The organism is Bradyrhizobium cedriense (assembly GCF_054602315.1).
The window spans coordinates 662,197-678,597 of sequence record NZ_JBTSWB010000003.1 but is presented as its reverse complement, the minus strand read 5'-3'; the positions used below and the strand labels follow the sequence as shown (position 1 = coordinate 678,597).

Genomic DNA, 16,401 nt, shown 5'->3' with positions numbered 1-16,401 from the left:
CTCTCCACGCCCGCGCATCCGCCTTCGCCAGGGCTTCGACGGACATGGGAGACGGAAACAGCGCCTCGCGAGCTCTCTGGCTAGGCGTTCGAATACTTCTTCAGCTCGAACCGCGCGATCTGGTTCCGGTGCACCTCGTCCGGCCCATCGGCAAGACGCAGAAGACGTGCGGTCGCGTAGGCCTGTGTCAAACCGAAATCGTTCGAGGTGCCGCCGCCGCCGTGCGCCTGGATGGCCCAGTCGATGATCTGGCAGGCCATGTTTGGCACGGCAACCTTGATCATCGCGATCTCGGCCTTCGCCACCTTGTTGCCGACCGTGTCCATCGCGTAGGCGGCATTGAGCGTCAGCAGCCGAGCCTGCTCGATCATGATGCGGGCCTCCGCGATGCGTTCCTGTGTCACGGTCTGCTCGGAGACCGGCTTGCCGAACGCCACGCGGCTGCGCACGCGCCGGCACATCTTCTCCAGCGTGCGTTCGGCAAGTCCAATCAGCCGCATGCAGTGATGGATGCGGCCGGGCCCGAGACGGCCTTGCGCGATCTCGAAGCCACGGCCCTCGCCGAGCAGGATGTTCTCCTTGGGAACGCGGACATTGGTGAACACGACTTCGGAGGCGCGGTCGGGCACGCCGTAGAAGCCGAACACGGGCAGCGGGCGCTTCACCTCGATGCCGGGCGTGTCCATCGGCACCAGGATCATCGATTGCTGCTTGTGCCGGTCGGGATTGTCAGGATCGGTCTTGCCCATGAAGATGCAGATCTTGCAGCGCGGGTCGGTCGCGTTCGTGGTGTACCATTTGCGGCCGTTGATGACGTAATGGTCGCCGTCGCGCACGATCGAGCTCTCGATGTTGGTCGCATCGGATGAGGCGACCGCCGGCTCGGTCATGGCGAAGCAGGAGCGGATCTCGCCGGCGAGCAGCGGCTTCAGCCAGCGCTCCTTGTCCTTCTCCGAGCCGTAGCGCTCCAGCACCTCCATGTTGCCGGTGTCGGGCGCCGAGCAATTGAACACTTCGGGGGCGAGATGCGAGCGGCCCATGACCTCGCAGAGCGGGGCATATTCGAGATTGGTGAGGCCGGCGCCGTGGCGGCTTTCAGGCAGGAACAGATTCCAGAGTCCCTCGGCGCGCGCCAGCGGCTTCAATTCCTCGACGACAGGATAGACCTTCCACGGCCCAAGCTCCTCGGCCTCGCGATAGAAGCGCTCCTCGTTCGGATAGATGTGCCGGTCCATGAAGCTTTCGAGCTTGCGCTTGAGTTCGACGATTTTGGGCGACATCGGGTAGAGCATCTTTCGTCTCCTCGATCGAAGGGTGGCTGCGGACTTCGGTGCGCGATGATGCGTCGCTTCACGCGACGCGGTATTCCCTGAATTTCTCGCGCAGTGCGGACTTCAGCACCTTGCCCGTGCCGGTCATGGGGAATTCGTCCAGGAATTCCACCGCGTCCGGCATCCACCAACTCGCGATCTTTGGGCGCATGTGGTCGAGCAGCGTCTTGCCGTCGACGGTCGCGCCCTTCTTGCGGACGACGAGGAGCAAGGGTCGCTCCTGCCATTTCTCGTGCGCGATCGCGACCACGGCAGCTTGCAGCACGTCGGGGTGAGACAAGGCGATGTCCTCGAGCTGGATCGAGGAGATCCACTCGCCGCCGGACTTGATCACGTCCTTGGAGCGATCGGTCAGCGTGACGTGGCCTTGCTGGTCGATCACCGCCATGTCGCCGGTGATCAGCCAGCCGTCGTGATCGAGGCCTTCCTCCAATTTCATGTAGCCGGAAGCGACCCAGGGTCCCCTGGCGCGCAGATGACCGACGGTCTTGCCGTCGCGCGGCAATTCGTTGCCGGCATCGTCGACGATGCGCAAGGCGGTGCCGAAACAGGCGCGCCCCGAGACCTGGCGCCGATCGAATTTCTCGGTCTCGCTGAGATGGTCCGAGCCGGGCCGCAGGCCCGGCATCGAGCAGCCCAGGGCCTCGGTCATGCCCCAGGCCTGGATATAGTCGATGCCATATTCGCGCTTGAGCTTCTCGACCATTGCGCGCGGCGGAGCCGAGCCGGACGACAGCGTTGCGCGCAGCGTGGAGAATTTGTTGCCGGTGCGGCCGAGCCAGTCGAGCAGGATCAGCCAGAAGCTGGGCACGCCCGCCGAGAGCGTCACCTTCTCGCCTTCGAGCAGCTCATAGAGCTTGTCGGGCTCGTAATTGCGTCCGGGCAGCACCAGCTTCGAGCCGGTATAGGGAGCCGTGAACGGCATATTCCAGCCATTGCCGTGGAAGAGGGGCGCCATCGGCATCATCACCTCGCGGACGCCCTCGACATGGCCAGGCAGGAAGTCGAAATTGCAGCAGGTCATTGTCTGCAGGATCGCGGCGCGGTGCGAATAGATCACGCCCTTTGGATTTCCGGTGGTGCCCGACGTGTAGCAGATGGTCGAGGCGGACTTCTCGTCGAACTCCGGCCAGACGAAGCCGGCGTCGTTCTCCTTCTCCAGAAGCTCTTCGTAGCAATGAACATTCGCGAGCGTCGTCTCGGGCATCCGCTCGCGCGAGGACATCACGATGTAAGCCTCGACCGTCTTCAATTGCGGCGCGATCGCCTCGACGAGCGGCAGCGTGGCGCGGTCGATGAACAGGAGACGGTCTTCGGCATGGTTGATGATGTAGACGAGCTGCTCGGGAAACAGCCGCGGATTCACTGTGTGCAACACATAGTTCATGCCGGGCGCGGCGTAGAACATCTCGAAATGGCGATGGGTATTCCAGGCCAACGTGCCGACGCGGTCGCCGGGCTTCACTCCGAGCCGCTTGAGCGCCAGCGCCATGCGCTTGATGCGTGGATGGGCGTCCGCATAGGTATAGCGATGGATGTCGCCCTCGATCTCGCGCGCGACGATCTCGGCTTCGCCGTGATAGTCGGCTGCATACTGGATCAGGCCGCTGATCAGAAGCGGCATGTCCATCATCAATCCCTGCATGGTCTCCTCCAGATCGCCGCGTCGTTGCGCGGCGTAGGCTCGTGATTTGCGCGGAAGGTTAGCGGAACGCCACGCAGCGTTCACGCAAAAAACAACGAGCGAGATTGCATGCCGCGCTTTTTCGGGGCTAACGTGAGAAGAGCTGCCGGCGAAGCAGCGTTCGCGGTGGAGGAGATGGATGTCAGCGGAAAGACACAAGACCGGCTCAACCGGCGCATCTACGCTCGATATCTCCGCCCTTCGTGCCCGCTATCGCGACGAGCGCGATCGTCGTCTGCGCGCCGAAGGCAAGGCGCAGTATGTCGACGTTACGGGCGAGTTCGGCCGCTATCTTGACGATCCGTGGGCCGATCCCGGATTTGCGCGCGCAGCCGTCAGCGAGACCACCGAAGTGCTCATCGTCGGCGGTGGCTTCGGCGGCCTGTTGTGCGGCGCGCGGTTGCGCGAGGCCGGCATCAAGGAGTTTCGTATCGTGGAAAAGGCCGCCGACTTCGGCGGCACCTGGTACTGGAATCGTTATCCCGGCGCCGCCTGCGATACGGAGAGCTATATCTATTTGCCGCTTCTCGAAGAGACCGGCTACATGCCGGTGCGCAAATACGCCCGGGCGCCGGAGATCTACGAGCACTCGCGCCGCATCGGCAATCATTTCAAGCTCTACGAGCGTGCGCTGTTTCAGACCGTCATCTCGCGGATGGCCTGGCAGGAGCGGGAAGGGCGTTGGCTGGTCGAGACGGATCGGGGCGATCGCATCCGCGCACGATTCGTCATTCTCGCCGGAGGTCCGCTGAGCCGTCCGAAGCTGCCGGGCATTCCCGGCATCGAGACGTTCAAGGGCCACAGCTTTCATACCAGTCGTTGGGATTACGGCTACACCGGCGGTAGCGCGGACGGTGGTCTGAACGGTCTCGCCGACAAGCGCGTCGGCATCATCGGCACCGGCGCCACCGCCGTGCAATGCGTGCCGCACCTCGGCCGGTCGGCGAAGGAGCTCTATGTGTTCCAGCGCACGCCGTCTGCGATCGGCGTTCGCGACGACCGTTCAACGGATCAGGCCTGGGCCCAGAGCCTGAAGCCGGGCTGGCAGCGCGAGCGCATGGACAATTTTACGGCCGTCATTTCAGGCGAGCCGTTCGAGCAGGATCTAGTGCAGGACGGTTGGACCGGCCTGCTCGGCGAGATCCTGCTGGCGCCGCGCCGCCAAGCCCAGCCGGTCACCTCGATGGATGAGGCGTTGAAGGTGATCGAGCAGGCGGATTACCGCAAGATGGAGGAGATCCGCGCCCGCGTCGACGCCGTCGTGAAGGACGAAGCAACCGCTGCGGCGCTCAAGCCCTGGTACAAGGCATTCTGCAAGCGGCCGTGCTTCCATGATGAATATCTCGATACGTTCAATCGTCCGAACGTGCACCTCGTCGACACCAAGGGGCAGGGCGTCGAGCGCATCACCGAGAATGCGGTCATCGTCGATGGCAAGGCCCATGAGCTCGACTGTCTGATCTATGCCAGCGGTTTCGAGGTCGGTACCGACTACGCCCGCCGCATGGGCTTTGAGGTTTATGGCCGCGACGGCATCAGCCTGTCCGAGCGATGGCGTGATGGCGTCAAGACGCTGCACGGCTTCTACAGCCGCGGTTTCCCGAACTGCTTCCTCATTGTCACGGTGCAGGCCGGACAGAGCGCCAATTTTCCGCACATCATCGACGAGCAATCGCAGCACATCGCGTATGTGATCAAGCAGGCCCGCGAGCGCAAGGCGCGCACCCTGGAGCCGACGCTTGCCGCCGAGAGCGCCTGGGTCGACGAGGTCGTCAAGGCCGCACTCGGCCGGCAGACCTATCTCGCCGAATGCACGCCGGGCTACTACAACAACGAAGGCGTATTCGATCCAACCGCGGCAAGAAACAGCCAGTATTGGCGCGGGCCGGTGGCATTCCTGCGGCTGCTCGCAAAATGGCGCAAGGAAGGTAATCTGGAAGGTCTCGAATTGTCCTATGATCAGGCCATGGAGTCGGCGCCCTCGAGCGGGTAAGATTGCCGATCGGTCCAGGACGGAGATATTGGTTATGATCAGGGGCAGGGCTCTTGCGGGGGCGGTTTTTGGCGTGATGGCACTGCTGGGTTGCTTGGCGTCCACCGCCGAGGCCGCGCAATGCGGCAGCTCGCCGGCCGGCTTCGAGGCGTGGAAGCGCGAGTTCAGCGCGGAGGCGCAGGGTAAGGGCATCGGCCCCACCGCACTCTCGGCTCTCATGCAGACGAACTATGCCAGCGCCACCATCGCGGCCGACCGCGGCCAGCGCAGCTTTTCGCTGACGCTCGACCAGTTCCTCGCCAAGCGCGGCGCCACCACCATCGTTGCCAAGGGACGGCAGCTCAAGCAGTCGCAGGCCGCCTTGTTCGCCTCGATCCAGCAGCGCTATGGCGTGCCGCCCGGACCCTTGATCGCAATCTGGGGCATGGAGACCGGCTTCGGCAGTCAGCGCGGCAACCAGAACATGCTGTCGTCCATCGCGACTCTTGCTTATGACTGCCGTCGTCCCGAATTCTTCACCGACCAGCTCTATGCTGCCTTGAAGCTCATCGATCGCGGAACGCTGTCGGGATCGACCCGCGGCTCCATGCATGGCGAGGTCGGTCAGACCCAGTTCATGCCCAAGAGCATTCTGGCCTACGGCACCGGCAACCTCGAAGTTGCTGCCAATGCGCTGAACTCGACGGCGAATTTCTTGAAGGCCCATGGCTGGCGCGCGGGAGCCGGTTACCAGCCGGGCGAGCCGAATTTCGCCGCGATCGAGGCTTGGAATGCCGCGGGTGTCTATCAGAAGGCCATCGCGCTGATGGGCCGGCAAATCGACGAGGGCGGGAGCGCCGCAGCCTCGCGCTGAAGCATGATCCGATAAAGTGTGCAGCGGATTTCCGAAAAGATCATGCTTAAACAATAACCTAAAGCGCGATGATGATCTCATCGCGCTTAGGCTGCTCAGCAAGGCGTGATGCGCGGGCGCGAGAAAGTTGTTGCCATCAGGAACCGACGGCACGAGGTTTGCTTTGTTCAAGTTCAGGGCTGGGCATGAGGAGACTCAACATGGCTACCCAGATCGTGATGGACCAGACGGGCGACACGCGCCACGAGTTTGATCCGGGCAATGCCGAAGCGCTGGCACGAGCCGAACGGCGCTTTCGGGAGCTGACCGGAGCCGGGTTCACCGCCGCTCTTCGGACCGGCCCCGGCGAAGTCACCCGGATCCGATCGTTCGACCCGACCGCGCAGGAAACGCTGTTCTATCCCCGCTTGGTCGGCGGCTGATCCGAGCTGCTCATGATCGCGGCAGTTTGGCTCCGCGCGCCCGCGCGTGCACGCCTGCATGCGCTGCGTGAACTCTATCGCCGCTTCTTCGGCGAGAACACGCCGGACGCCCGCGGCCGCCGGCTTCTGGCTGAATGGCTGTCGCCGGCGCAGCGCACGCAGTTCGAGCAACATCGGTATTTCGACGTGGTCGGCTGCGACACCGGCAGGACTTATCGCATCCACTATGGCACGGCCGCCAACGTTCACGAGATCGACGGCGAGGGCCGCGCGACGATGGGCTGGTGCTTCGTCCCGTCAGGCTTCCTTGTGCCGGGCGACGTGATGCTGGCGCAGAAGATCGCGCTCGAGACGGACGAGAAGGCAGCGCTTGCGCTCGCAAACCGGTTTCCACCGGCCACGCACTCCGAGCACTTCTACCGGCGGCCCTTTTAGCGCGAAGGGCAAGGCGGTCAGGAATGCGAGGTGCGGTATGCGTCGAGGGCGTGCGCCGCGAATACACCGATGCTGCACAAAGCGAGCAGAGCTGAGATGACTTCGATCATAGCTCATCCTCCCGTGGCGTCTGGGCAACGAGGTTCTGGCAGCAAGAATATTCGTAGATCAGGTCGAGGATGAACTGCATGGTGGCCTTCCCTGTGCTTATTTTGACAACGACTTAACCGGCCATCTGTTTCAGGCGTGTTTCGTCGCATCGGGAAAGGGGTTTCGCGTGGAACCCATGACTGGTTTGTGCGCTGCGGGCCCGCTATATCCCGTTATTGCTGAAGCCCTTTGAGCCGCTTCTTCGGGGCGGCGGGTCATATTGCGAGGCAGAATCATGGCGCCGGTCGAGTGGTTCGACGATCTCACCGTCGGAATGCAATTCAAATCCCCCGAAGTTCAGGTCACCGAGGCCGACATCAAGCGCTTTGCCGCCGAGTTCGATCCGCAGCCGATGCATCTCGACCACGAGGCCGCCAAGGCGACCCTGTTCAAGGGGCTCGCAGCTTCCGGATGGCACACCGCAGCCATTGCCATGAACCTCGCGATCCAGGCCCGCCCGTTCGGCCCGCATCCGCTGATTGGCGCCGGTGTCGACGGCCTGCGCTGGACGCTTCCGGTGCGACCCAATGATCGTCTGCATCTGGTCGGCGAGGTCATGAGCCTGACGCCATCCAAGTCGAAGCCGCAGGGTATCGCGCTGGTGAAATGGACCATGTTCAACCAGAACCGCGAGGAGGTTTACACGTTCACGCCGATCGCGATCGTGCCGCGACGGGAGTAGGGCACAGGCGGCTCTGTGCCAGAAACCCTTGCGGGTCACCGGCAGAGATGGTCATCTCAGGTCGGGGAACAACGCTGGAGGCCGACATGAAACGGTTCATTCTCGGCGCTGCACTGCTTTCAGGCGCATTGAGCGCCGGGCTCGCCGTTGCCCAACAATCCAAAGTCGGCGACTGGACCATCGAGAAGCGCGCGCAGGATACGCATTGCAATGCAAGCCGCGGCTACAAGGACAAGGATGACGAGAACCGCGACTACGTCATCGTGATCACCTATTCCGAGAAGGCGATTGTGATCGTCATGATCTACGACGGCTGGGAATGGGACAAGACAGGAGAGATCCTCCGGGCCGATGTCGGCACCGACGACGCCGACATCATGAAGAAGGCGAAGTGGGAGGTCATGGACAAGACCACGGTGCGCGGCATCTTCGAGTATGATCAGTCGATCATGGACCGGCTGGCTAAGGCGAAGCGCCTCACGCTTGATTTCGAGGACGACGAGGAAGACAGCATCGAGATGCAGATTCCGCGGGCCGGCGAGGCGGTGGCTGCATTGAAGTTCTGCGAGGAGAACAGGAAGTAGGTCTCGAAGCCGGCAATGCACCGGCCCCGGCTCCATAGCGGGCGCGCTAGGTCTCGTCAGGCCCGCAAGGCCTTTCCAAACCGCTCGTGCTCGAAAGCCCATTCCGGTTGCAGGCGAGTCGCTGCAGCCGGAGACAGGTTCAAACCGAGACATCATCAGAAGGCTATCGCGCGTCATTCGATCGAATGACGCGACTTTGTTACGTGGGCGTCAGATCAGTGCCCGGCGCCCTGAACCGGTGCAGCGCTGATGTCGCTGCCGTGATGCGTCAGTGGCTTCATGCCGGTGACGGTCCTCAGCAGTACGTAGAACACCGGCGTCAAGAACAGGCCGAACACGGTGACCCCGATCATGCCGGAAAATACCGCGACGCCCATGGCTCGCCGCATCTCCGAGCCGGCGCCGGTCGAGAGCACCAGCGGCAGGACGCCCATGATGAACGCCATCGACGTCATCAGGATCGGACGCAGCCGCAGCCGGCTCGCCTCGATCGCAGCCCGGATCGGCGTGCGTCCCGCGAATTCGAGCTCCCGCGCGAATTCGACGATCAGGATCGCGTTCTTGGCCGAGAGGCCGACCAGCACGATCAAGCCGATTTGGGTGAAGACGTTGTTGTCGCCCTTCGAGATCCAGACGCCGAACATCGCCGCCAAGAGCCCCATCGGCACGATCATGATGATAGAGAGCGGCAGGGTCAGGCTCTCATAGAGTGCGGCCAGCACCAGGAACACCAAGAGAATCGCCAGCGGAAACACCCAGATGCCGGAATTGCCAGCGATGAACTCCTGATAGGTCAGGTCGGTCCATTCGAAGGCAAAGCCCGGCGGCAGCACTTCCGCAGCGATCCGCGTCGCGGCCTCCTGCGCCTGGCCCGATGAGAAGCCGGGCGCAGCCGCCGCGTTGATGTCGGATGACAGGAAGCCGTTGTAGCGGATTGCGCGCTCCGGGCCCGCGCTCTGGCGGATCGTGAGCAGCGCGGACAATGGCACCATGTCGCCCGATGACGAGCGCACCTTCAACTGCCTGATGTCGTCGGCGCGCGCGCGAAACGGCGCGTCGGCTTGAACCCGGACGGAATAGGTGCGGCCGAACTTGTTGAAGTCGTTGACGTAGTAGGAGCCGAGGTAGATCTGGAGCGTGTTGAACACCTCGGTCACGGGCACGCCAAGCTGAAGCGCCTTGGTGCGGTCGATGTCGGCGAACAGCTGGGGCACGTTGACCTGGAAGCTAGAGAACACGCCGGCGATCTCCGGCGCCTTCTGCATCGCAGCCATGAATGCGTTCGTCGCGTCATTCAGGGCGTCATAGCCGAGACCGGCGCGGTCCTCGATCTGCAGCTTGAAGCCTCCGATGGTGCCGAGGCCGTTGACCGGCGGCGGCGGAAACATGGCGATGAATGCTTCCTGGATGCCGGCATATTTCTTGTTCAGGTCGGCCGCGATCGCGGGGCCACTGAGTGAGGGATCCTTGCGCTCGTCGAACGGTTTGAGGGTCGAGAACACGATGCCGGCGTTGGAGGAGTTCGTGAAGCCGGAGATCGACAGGCCCGGGAAGGCGACCGAGCTTTCGACGCCGGGCTGGGTCAGCGCGATGTCGCTCATCTTGCGGATCACCTCCTCGCTGCGGTCGAGCGTCGCGCCATCGGGCAGGCGGGCAAAGCCGACGAGGTATTGCTTGTCCTGTCCCGGCACAAAGCCGCTCGGCACCTGCTGGAACATGAGCGCGGTGAGACCGACCAGCACGACGTAGACGCCCATCACCGCGGCCTTGCCCGAGATCACCTTGCTGACGGTGCCGCTGTAACTCTCCGAGGAGCGCGTGAAGGCCTTGTTGAAGCCGCGGAAGAACCAGCCGAGGCCCTTTTCGAGGATCAGCGTCAGCCGGTCCTTCGGCTCATTGTGGCCCTTGAGCAGCAGCGCCGACAGCGCCGGCGACAGCGTCAGGGAGTTGACGGCCGAGATCACGGTCGAGATCGCGATCGTCAGCGCGAACTGCTTGTAGAACTGACCCGTGAGGCCGGAGATGAAGGCGAGCGGCACGAACACCGCGACCAACACCAAGGCGATCGCGATGATCGGGCCCGAGACCTCGCGCATCGCCTGATAGGTGGCGTCGCGCGGAGACAGCCCGGCCTCGATGTTGCGCTCGACGTTCTCGACGACGACGATGGCGTCATCGACGACGATGCCGATCGCGAGCACGAGGCCGAACAAGCTGAGCGCGTTGATGGAGAAGCCGAACACGTGCATCACGGCGAAGGTGCCGACGATCGACACGGGCACGGCCAGCAGCGGGATGATCGAGGCGCGCCAGGTCTGCAGGAACAGGATCACGACCAGCACGACCAGCGCAATCGCCTCCAGCAGCGTATGGATCACCGCCTCGATCGAGGAGCGCACGAACTGCGTGGGGTCGTAGACGATCTGGTAGGATACGCCCTCCGGCATGTTCTTCTTGATCTCGGCCATGGTGGCGCGGACATTGTCGGAGATCTGCAGCGCGTTGGAGCCCGGTGCCTGGAAGATCGGAATCGCCACCGCCTGCTTGTTGTCCAGCAGCGAGCGCAGGCCGTATTCGGAGGCGCCGAGCTCGACGCGCGCGACGTCGCGCAGGCGCACCACTTCGCCGCGCCCGCCGGTCTTGACCACGATGTCGCCGAACTGGTCCTCGTTCGCCAGGCGGCCTTCCGCGTTGACCGAGAGTTGCAGGTCGATACCTGCGACGTTCGGGGAGGAGCCGACGACGCCGGCAGCGGCCTCGACGTTCTGCGCCTGGATCGCCCGCACGATGTCGCTCGCGGTCAGGCCATGCTCGGCGGCCTTCTGCGGATCGACCCAGACCCGCATCGAATAGTCGCCGGCGCCGTAGAGCTGCACGTCTCCGACGCCGTCGATGCGGGCGAGGCGATCCTTGACGTTGAGCACCGCGTAATTGCGCAAATACGTCATGTCGTAGCGGCCATTCGGCGACAACAGATGCACGACCATGGTGAGGTCTGGGGAGGACTTCTTGGTGATGATGCCGAGCTGGCGCACCACGGCGGGCAGGCGCGGCTCGGCCTGCTGCACGCGGTTCTGCACCAGCTGCGTCGCCTTGTCCGGGTCGGTGCCGAGACGGAACGTGACCGTCAGCGTCATCGCGCCGTCGGTGGTCGCCTGGCTCGACATGTACAGCATGTTCTCGACGCCGTTGATCTGCTCCTCGATAGGCGTTGCCACCGTCTCCGCGATCACCTTTGGGTTGGCGCCGGGATAGGTCGCGCGCACGACGACGGAGGGCGGTACCACCTCCGGGTATTCCGAGATCGGCATCGCGAACAGCGAGATCAGACCGGCGAGGAAAATCAGCACCGACAACACGCCGGCGAATATTGGACGGTCGATGAAGAACTTCGAGAGATTCATGGCTTTGCCCCTGGGCAATGTCCTGCGTCTCCGCCAACTCCCCGTCATTCCGGGGCGCGCGCAGCGCGGCCCGGAATGCAGAGGTGAAGTATCGGAGTCTCGCAACTTCGAGAGTTTCAGGTGCGCAATCTGCGCACCTTAGTAACGCGACGTCGTCGCGCTCCGGAATGACGTGCTTAGCGTTGCACCACGTCCTGATTGCTGTGATTCGAGGCCTGCTGCGGCCCACGCGCACCCATCTGCGCGATCTCCGTCTTGAGGAGGGCGCCGGGACGCACGCGCTGCAAACCGTTGACCACGATCCTGTCGCCGGGCTTGAGGCCCGCGGTGACGATGCGGAGTCCCTCGACGGCGCCGCCAAGCGTGACCGGCCGGTAAACGGCGCGGCTGTCGTCGCCGACGGCCATCACGAACTTCTTGTCCTGATCGGTGCCGATTGCGCGCTCGTCGATTATCACCAGCGACTGCTGCTTCGGCTGCCCCATGCGCACGCGGGCGAACTGGCCGGGGATGAGGCGCCCGTCCTCGTTGCGGAACACCGCGCGGACACGGATGGTGCCGCTCTGGCCGTTGACCTGGTTGTCGATCAGCTGGATGTGACCCTTCGCGGACAGGCCGCCCGACGTCGTCATCTCGACGGGAATCTGGTCGAGCTTGCCGCGTTGGCCGGAAGCATCCGCGATCGAGTTGAGCGCGCGCAGCACGATCTCTTCATCCGCATCGAACGAGGCGTAGATCGGATTGACCGAGACCAGCGAGGTCAGCACCGGGGACGCGGTGCCGGCGGCAACGAGATTGCCGACGGTCACTTCGATCTTGCCGACGCGGCCGTCAACGGGCGCGCGCACTTCGGTATAGTCGAGATTGAGCTTTGCGGTCTGGAGCGTTGCCTCGGCCGCCTTCACGTTCGCGACCGCTTCGCGATGGGCATTCTCTCGCTGATCGAAATCGCGCCGCGTCACCACGGCGTTGCCGACGAGCTGCGCGCCGCGTTCGAGCTCGCTCTGGGTGAAGACGACGCGCGCTTTCGCAGCTTCGAGCTGGGCGGCAGCCTTGTCGACCTCGGCCGCGTAAGGGGCGGGATCAATCTTGAACAGCAGATCGCCGGCCCTCACCAGCGCGCCTTCAGTGAAGTTGGCCGCCATGATCGCTCCCGCCACGCGCGGACGCAACTCGACCCGGTTGATAGCCTCCAGTCGGCCGGAGAAATCGTCCCACAGAACAGTCTGTCGGGGCTCGATCACCGCGACGGTGACGGAAACGGCTTGTTCGGCCGCGGCCGCCGGTGCGGTCGCCTGCGCCGCGTGAAAGTAGCGGCCGGTTGCAATCGAACCGGCCGCGGCGAGGGCGCCCACGACGGCCACGCCGCCGATAAGGCGGCGGAAACGGCCAGTGCGGGGGGTATTTTGGGAGGGGTGCATTTGCGCGCTCCAGATATGTAGTGTTCACTACAGATGTGGAGCTGGATACCGCAGTGCAAGATACTTATGTACCATTCACTAAGAAAATTGTACGGCGATACCGCGACGATTGGAAGACGCAAGAAAAAGAGAGTTAGAACAATCAGATAGGGTTTGGCGTTAGGGTTGGACGGAACGCCAGATCCGAGGAGACAGGCATATGGGCATGGGACGTCCCCGCGAATTCGACGCCGAAATGGCGTTGGACCAAGCGATGGAAGTGTTTTGGCGCCATGGCTATGAGGGCGCGACCATTGCCCAGCTCACCGAGGCTATGGGCATCAACCCGCCCAGTCTTTACGCCTGCTTCGGCAACAAGGAAGGTCTGCTGAAGGCCGCGCTCGACCGCTACACCAAGCTGCGCGACATCTGGCTGGAGGAGGTGGTGGCAGCACCGACCGCCCGCGCCGTCGCCGAGCGGATGCTGATGGGCATCGCCGACAAGCAGACCGATCCTGCCAATCCACCCGGCTGCCTGCTGGTGCAAGGCGGCATTGCCTGCGGCACCGGCTCCGAGAACGTCCCCTTCGAATTGGCCGCGCGCCGCGCCCAGAACGAGGACCAGCTCCGCGACCGTTTTGTTCGTGCCAAGGCCGAAGGTGATCTCAAGCCGACGTCGGATCCCGCTGCGCTCGCGCGCTATGTGTCGGCAGTGTCGGTCGGCATGGGTGTGATGGCATCTTCAGGTGCGGATCGCGAAGCGTTGCGGCAGGTGGCAAGTGTCGCCGTGCAGGCTGTCGAAGCGCAATCGGAGCCGGGGTCAGATTCTGCCAAGCCGGGCGGATGAGCTCGCCGGCCTGCTGGACGAGTCGCGCCAATGTTCGCCCTGACATTTCTCGGTACCTCCGCCAGCGTTCCCTCGGCGGAGCGCAACCATCCCGCGCTCCTGGTGGAGGCGTCGGGCAAGCGCATCCTGATTGACTGCGGCGAGGGCACGCAGCGCCAGTTGCTGCGCAGCGGCGCCGGCTTTCGGCGGCTCGACCGCATCCTGCTGACGCACGCTCATCTCGATCACGTGCTTGGTATCCCCGGCCTATTTTCAACACTGGGATTGCGCAAGACTTCCGACGCGATGACAATTCACGGCGGGCAAGGGACGCTCGACATGGTCATCCGAATGCTTGCAGGCCTCTGGGGTGCAGGCAGGGCGCCGATCGCGGTGGAGTTCGCGCCGCTGACCGCCGGACAGGTCATCGATGCCGGTGAATTCACCATCGATTGTTTTCCGGTTCGCCACCGCGACACCGACAGTTTTGGTTTCGTTTTCCAGAGTCCCGCGCGCCGTCATCTCCAACCCGACCGCCTCGCTGCGCTGGGCGTTCCGGACGGTCCTTTGCGAGGAGGGCTGGCCGAGGGACGACCGGTCGTGATCGCCGGGCGTACGATCGACCCGGAGGACGTGCTGGGACCGCCAAGCGGCGGCAGGAAGCTCGTGGTGGTCGGCGATACTGAGACCACGGAGGGGCTGTCTGACGCTATCGCCGGCGCAGACGTGCTGGTGATCGAAGCGACGTTCCTGGACCGCGACGCATCGACGGCCCGGGCCTACGGCCATCTCACTGCGGCAGAGGCGGCGGCGTTTGCGGCGGCGTCCAATGTCGGCCAGCTCGTGCTCACGCACCAATCGGGCCGCTATGAGGACGACGAGGTTCTTGCGGAGGCCGCCGGGATTTTTCCGAACACCCGGATCGCAGCTGATTTCGATCGCATCGTCATCTAGACAAGTGTTCAGGTCGGTTGCCTGGAACGTGCACGCGATGCCGATCGGAGCTGCTGATCTTCATCGTTCCTGTGATCGCGCGAAGGAGCGATGCACGACGATCCACGCGCGCAAAGGACACCCCCGGACCCTGTAATTTCGAGTGAGGGGCATGAACGCAGCGAGAACAAGTGACGATGTTCACAGAAGGACTGGACCGCGAAGGTCAGCGCGGCTATATGAGCGGCCTGCGAGCCGCTGATTTGCAAAATTGTCAGCCAGCCTTGCAAGACTTCCGAAGAAAGCTAAGTAATATCAAGCGCTTCGGTGGGGAATGGTGTAACGGTAGCACAACAGACTCTGACTCTGTTTGTCTTGGTTCGAATCCAGGTTCCCCAGCCAGTTCCGGGCGCTTTCCCAAGATCTAGTTCCAGCTCCGGACCGGATGACATGGTTCGTCGCCGCTTCGCTGCTCGCGACGGTTTGTCTCATCCAACATCGGATTTCCAAGTCGGATCGCCGCGCGTTCTATCGTCCTTGGGCCATACAACCAAGGAGATACTAATGCCCTATGTCGATGGTTTCGTTCTTGCCGTGCCGAAGGACAACATCGAGTCCTACAAGGCGCTGGCGACGACCGCCTGCGCGATTTGGATGGAGCACGGCGCGCTCGATTATGTCGAATGCATCGGTGACGACGTTCCCTATGGAGAACTCACCTCGTTTCCGCGCGCGGTGATGGCGAAAGAGAACGAGGTCGTGGTGTTCGCCTGGATCGTCTACCGAGACCGGGAGAGTCGCGATGCCGTCAACAAGAAGGTGATGGCGGACCCGCGGCTGAAGCTCGAGGGCATGCCGTTCGATGGCAAGCGCATGATCTATGGCGGCTTCACGACGCTGCTCCGGGCGAACGACATCATCGGCTGACAGCGGGCGGCAGGCCTATCGCGCGGCAGGTCGACCGACCTCGGCCTGCAGCAGCAGCGACAGGCAGCCCGCGAGCCGCGTCTCCATCTCTTTCGACGACAGCGATAGCGGCCCGGGATCATTGAGAATCGCGTTCACCAGCGTGCCCAGCACGACCTGGAAGCCGAACGCGATGGCACGGGCTTTTGCCGCTTTGCGGCCCCTGCCCATGGCCGGGAGCAGGAGAGGGGTGGCGCGCATCGTGGTCGCCTGGGCGAGCGCCTTGAACGGCGTCCATTTGTCCGGGCGGGTGTCGTCATGTTGGAGCGCGGCGCGCAACACACCCTCGTGGCTGCGCATCCAGGCCACGATGCCGCTGACGATGATCTGGCAGAGCTGGTCGAGGCTTGAATCCGGTGACGGTCGCCTGATCTCGCCCAGTCGCTGCTCGCCGTCGCGCGCGGCCAGGGCCATCAGGGCGTTGAAATAGGCCTCCTTGCTCTCGAAGCGGCTGTAGAAGGCGCCCACGGTAGCGCCGACCTCGGTGCAGAGCGTCTCGATCGAGAGCTCGGCAAGACTGCGCGTCCGCAGCATGTCGGCGCCGGCGCGCAGCAGCGCCATCGTCGTCTCGCGGCTGCGCTTCTGCCGCGACGGGGCGACGCCGGGCAGGTCGAAGTCGCGAAACTCGGGCTCATTCAACAATGGCCGCATCCGCGCTTGCATCCGCGTGAAACCATAATCATAATTCTGATTATAATTTAGACCGGGACGGGATCTGGGTCAACGCGGTCCTTCACC

Annotated in this window: 14 protein-coding genes and 1 tRNA gene; 10 read left to right on the top strand and 5 right to left on the bottom strand. The window is 63.5% G+C overall.

Annotation, left to right across the window (positions count from 1 at the left end):
* Positions 1 to 80 precede the first annotated feature (80 nt).
* Positions 81 to 1,292 carry an acyl-CoA dehydrogenase family protein gene (locus ACYCVF_RS14925; RefSeq protein ID WP_459596246.1) on the bottom strand — a complete coding sequence of 404 codons (1,212 nt, stop codon included), beginning with the start codon at positions 1,290 to 1,292 and terminating at the stop codon, positions 81 to 83.
* Between the two features lie 58 nt (positions 1,293 to 1,350).
* Positions 1,351 to 2,976: a long-chain fatty acid--CoA ligase gene (locus ACYCVF_RS14920; RefSeq protein ID WP_459596245.1), complete on the bottom strand. Its 1,626-nt coding sequence runs from the start codon at positions 2,974 to 2,976 to the stop codon at positions 1,351 to 1,353.
* Between the two features lie 178 nt (positions 2,977 to 3,154).
* Between ACYCVF_RS14920 and ACYCVF_RS14915 the strand changes: the two genes are divergently transcribed.
* The 6 genes from ACYCVF_RS14915 (at position 3,155) to ACYCVF_RS14890 (ending at position 8,134) form a co-directional block, all read left to right on the top strand.
* Positions 3,155 to 5,008 (top strand): flavin-containing monooxygenase, encoded by a 1,854-nt coding sequence (locus tag ACYCVF_RS14915; protein WP_459596244.1) that lies wholly within the window; start codon positions 3,155 to 3,157, stop codon positions 5,006 to 5,008.
* Between the two features lie 34 nt (positions 5,009 to 5,042).
* Positions 5,043 to 5,861, top strand: coding sequence for a lytic murein transglycosylase (locus ACYCVF_RS14910; RefSeq protein ID WP_459596243.1), 819 nt, complete (start codon positions 5,043 to 5,045; stop codon positions 5,859 to 5,861).
* A gap of 200 nt (positions 5,862 to 6,061) precedes the next feature.
* Positions 6,062 to 6,283 (top strand): hypothetical protein, encoded by a 222-nt coding sequence (locus tag ACYCVF_RS14905; RefSeq protein ID WP_007592399.1) that lies wholly within the window; start codon positions 6,062 to 6,064, stop codon positions 6,281 to 6,283.
* A gap of 12 nt (positions 6,284 to 6,295) precedes the next feature.
* Entirely contained in the window at positions 6,296 to 6,718 is a 423-nt protein-coding gene (locus ACYCVF_RS14900) for a hypothetical protein (protein ID WP_459596242.1), read from the top strand.
* A gap of 385 nt (positions 6,719 to 7,103) precedes the next feature.
* Complete coding sequence (locus ACYCVF_RS14895; RefSeq protein ID WP_459596241.1) at positions 7,104 to 7,550, top strand: MaoC family dehydratase; 447 nt, start codon at positions 7,104 to 7,106, stop codon at positions 7,548 to 7,550.
* Between the two features lie 86 nt (positions 7,551 to 7,636).
* Positions 7,637 to 8,134, top strand: a complete 498-nt coding sequence (locus ACYCVF_RS14890) for a hypothetical protein (protein ID WP_459596240.1) — start codon at positions 7,637 to 7,639, stop codon at positions 8,132 to 8,134.
* 215 nt (positions 8,135 to 8,349) lie between these two features.
* On the opposite strand, the gene ACYCVF_RS14885 is transcribed toward ACYCVF_RS14890, so the two are convergent.
* The gene (locus tag ACYCVF_RS14885) at positions 8,350 to 11,538 is read right to left on the bottom strand and encodes an efflux RND transporter permease subunit (protein WP_459596239.1); all 3,189 of its coding nucleotides are present in this window, start codon (positions 11,536 to 11,538) and stop codon (positions 8,350 to 8,352) included.
* 176 nt (positions 11,539 to 11,714) lie between these two features.
* Positions 11,715 to 12,959 carry an efflux RND transporter periplasmic adaptor subunit gene (locus ACYCVF_RS14880; protein ID WP_459596238.1) on the bottom strand — a complete coding sequence of 415 codons (1,245 nt, stop codon included), beginning with the start codon at positions 12,957 to 12,959 and terminating at the stop codon, positions 11,715 to 11,717.
* Between the two features lie 199 nt (positions 12,960 to 13,158).
* Between ACYCVF_RS14880 and ACYCVF_RS14875 the strand changes: the two genes are divergently transcribed.
* From ACYCVF_RS14875 to ACYCVF_RS14860, 4 genes are all read left to right on the top strand, one after another.
* Positions 13,159 to 13,785, top strand: a complete 627-nt coding sequence (locus ACYCVF_RS14875) for a TetR/AcrR family transcriptional regulator (protein WP_459596237.1) — start codon at positions 13,159 to 13,161, stop codon at positions 13,783 to 13,785.
* A 30-nt stretch (positions 13,786 to 13,815) separates the two neighbouring features.
* A complete protein-coding gene (gene rnz / locus ACYCVF_RS14870) occupies positions 13,816 to 14,718 on the top strand; it encodes a ribonuclease Z (RefSeq protein WP_459596236.1) in 903 nt (300 codons plus the stop codon).
* A 307-nt stretch (positions 14,719 to 15,025) separates the two neighbouring features.
* Positions 15,026 to 15,099, top strand: a tRNA-Gln gene (locus ACYCVF_RS14865).
* A 162-nt stretch (positions 15,100 to 15,261) separates the two neighbouring features.
* The gene (locus tag ACYCVF_RS14860; protein WP_459596235.1) at positions 15,262 to 15,624 is read left to right on the top strand and encodes a DUF1428 domain-containing protein; all 363 of its coding nucleotides are present in this window, start codon (positions 15,262 to 15,264) and stop codon (positions 15,622 to 15,624) included.
* Between the two features lie 15 nt (positions 15,625 to 15,639).
* Here the strand turns inward: ACYCVF_RS14860 and ACYCVF_RS14855 are convergent, their stop codons facing one another.
* Positions 15,640 to 16,314, bottom strand: a complete 675-nt coding sequence (locus ACYCVF_RS14855) for a TetR/AcrR family transcriptional regulator (protein ID WP_459596234.1) — start codon at positions 16,312 to 16,314, stop codon at positions 15,640 to 15,642.
* Between the last annotated feature and the right edge of the window lie 87 nt (positions 16,315 to 16,401).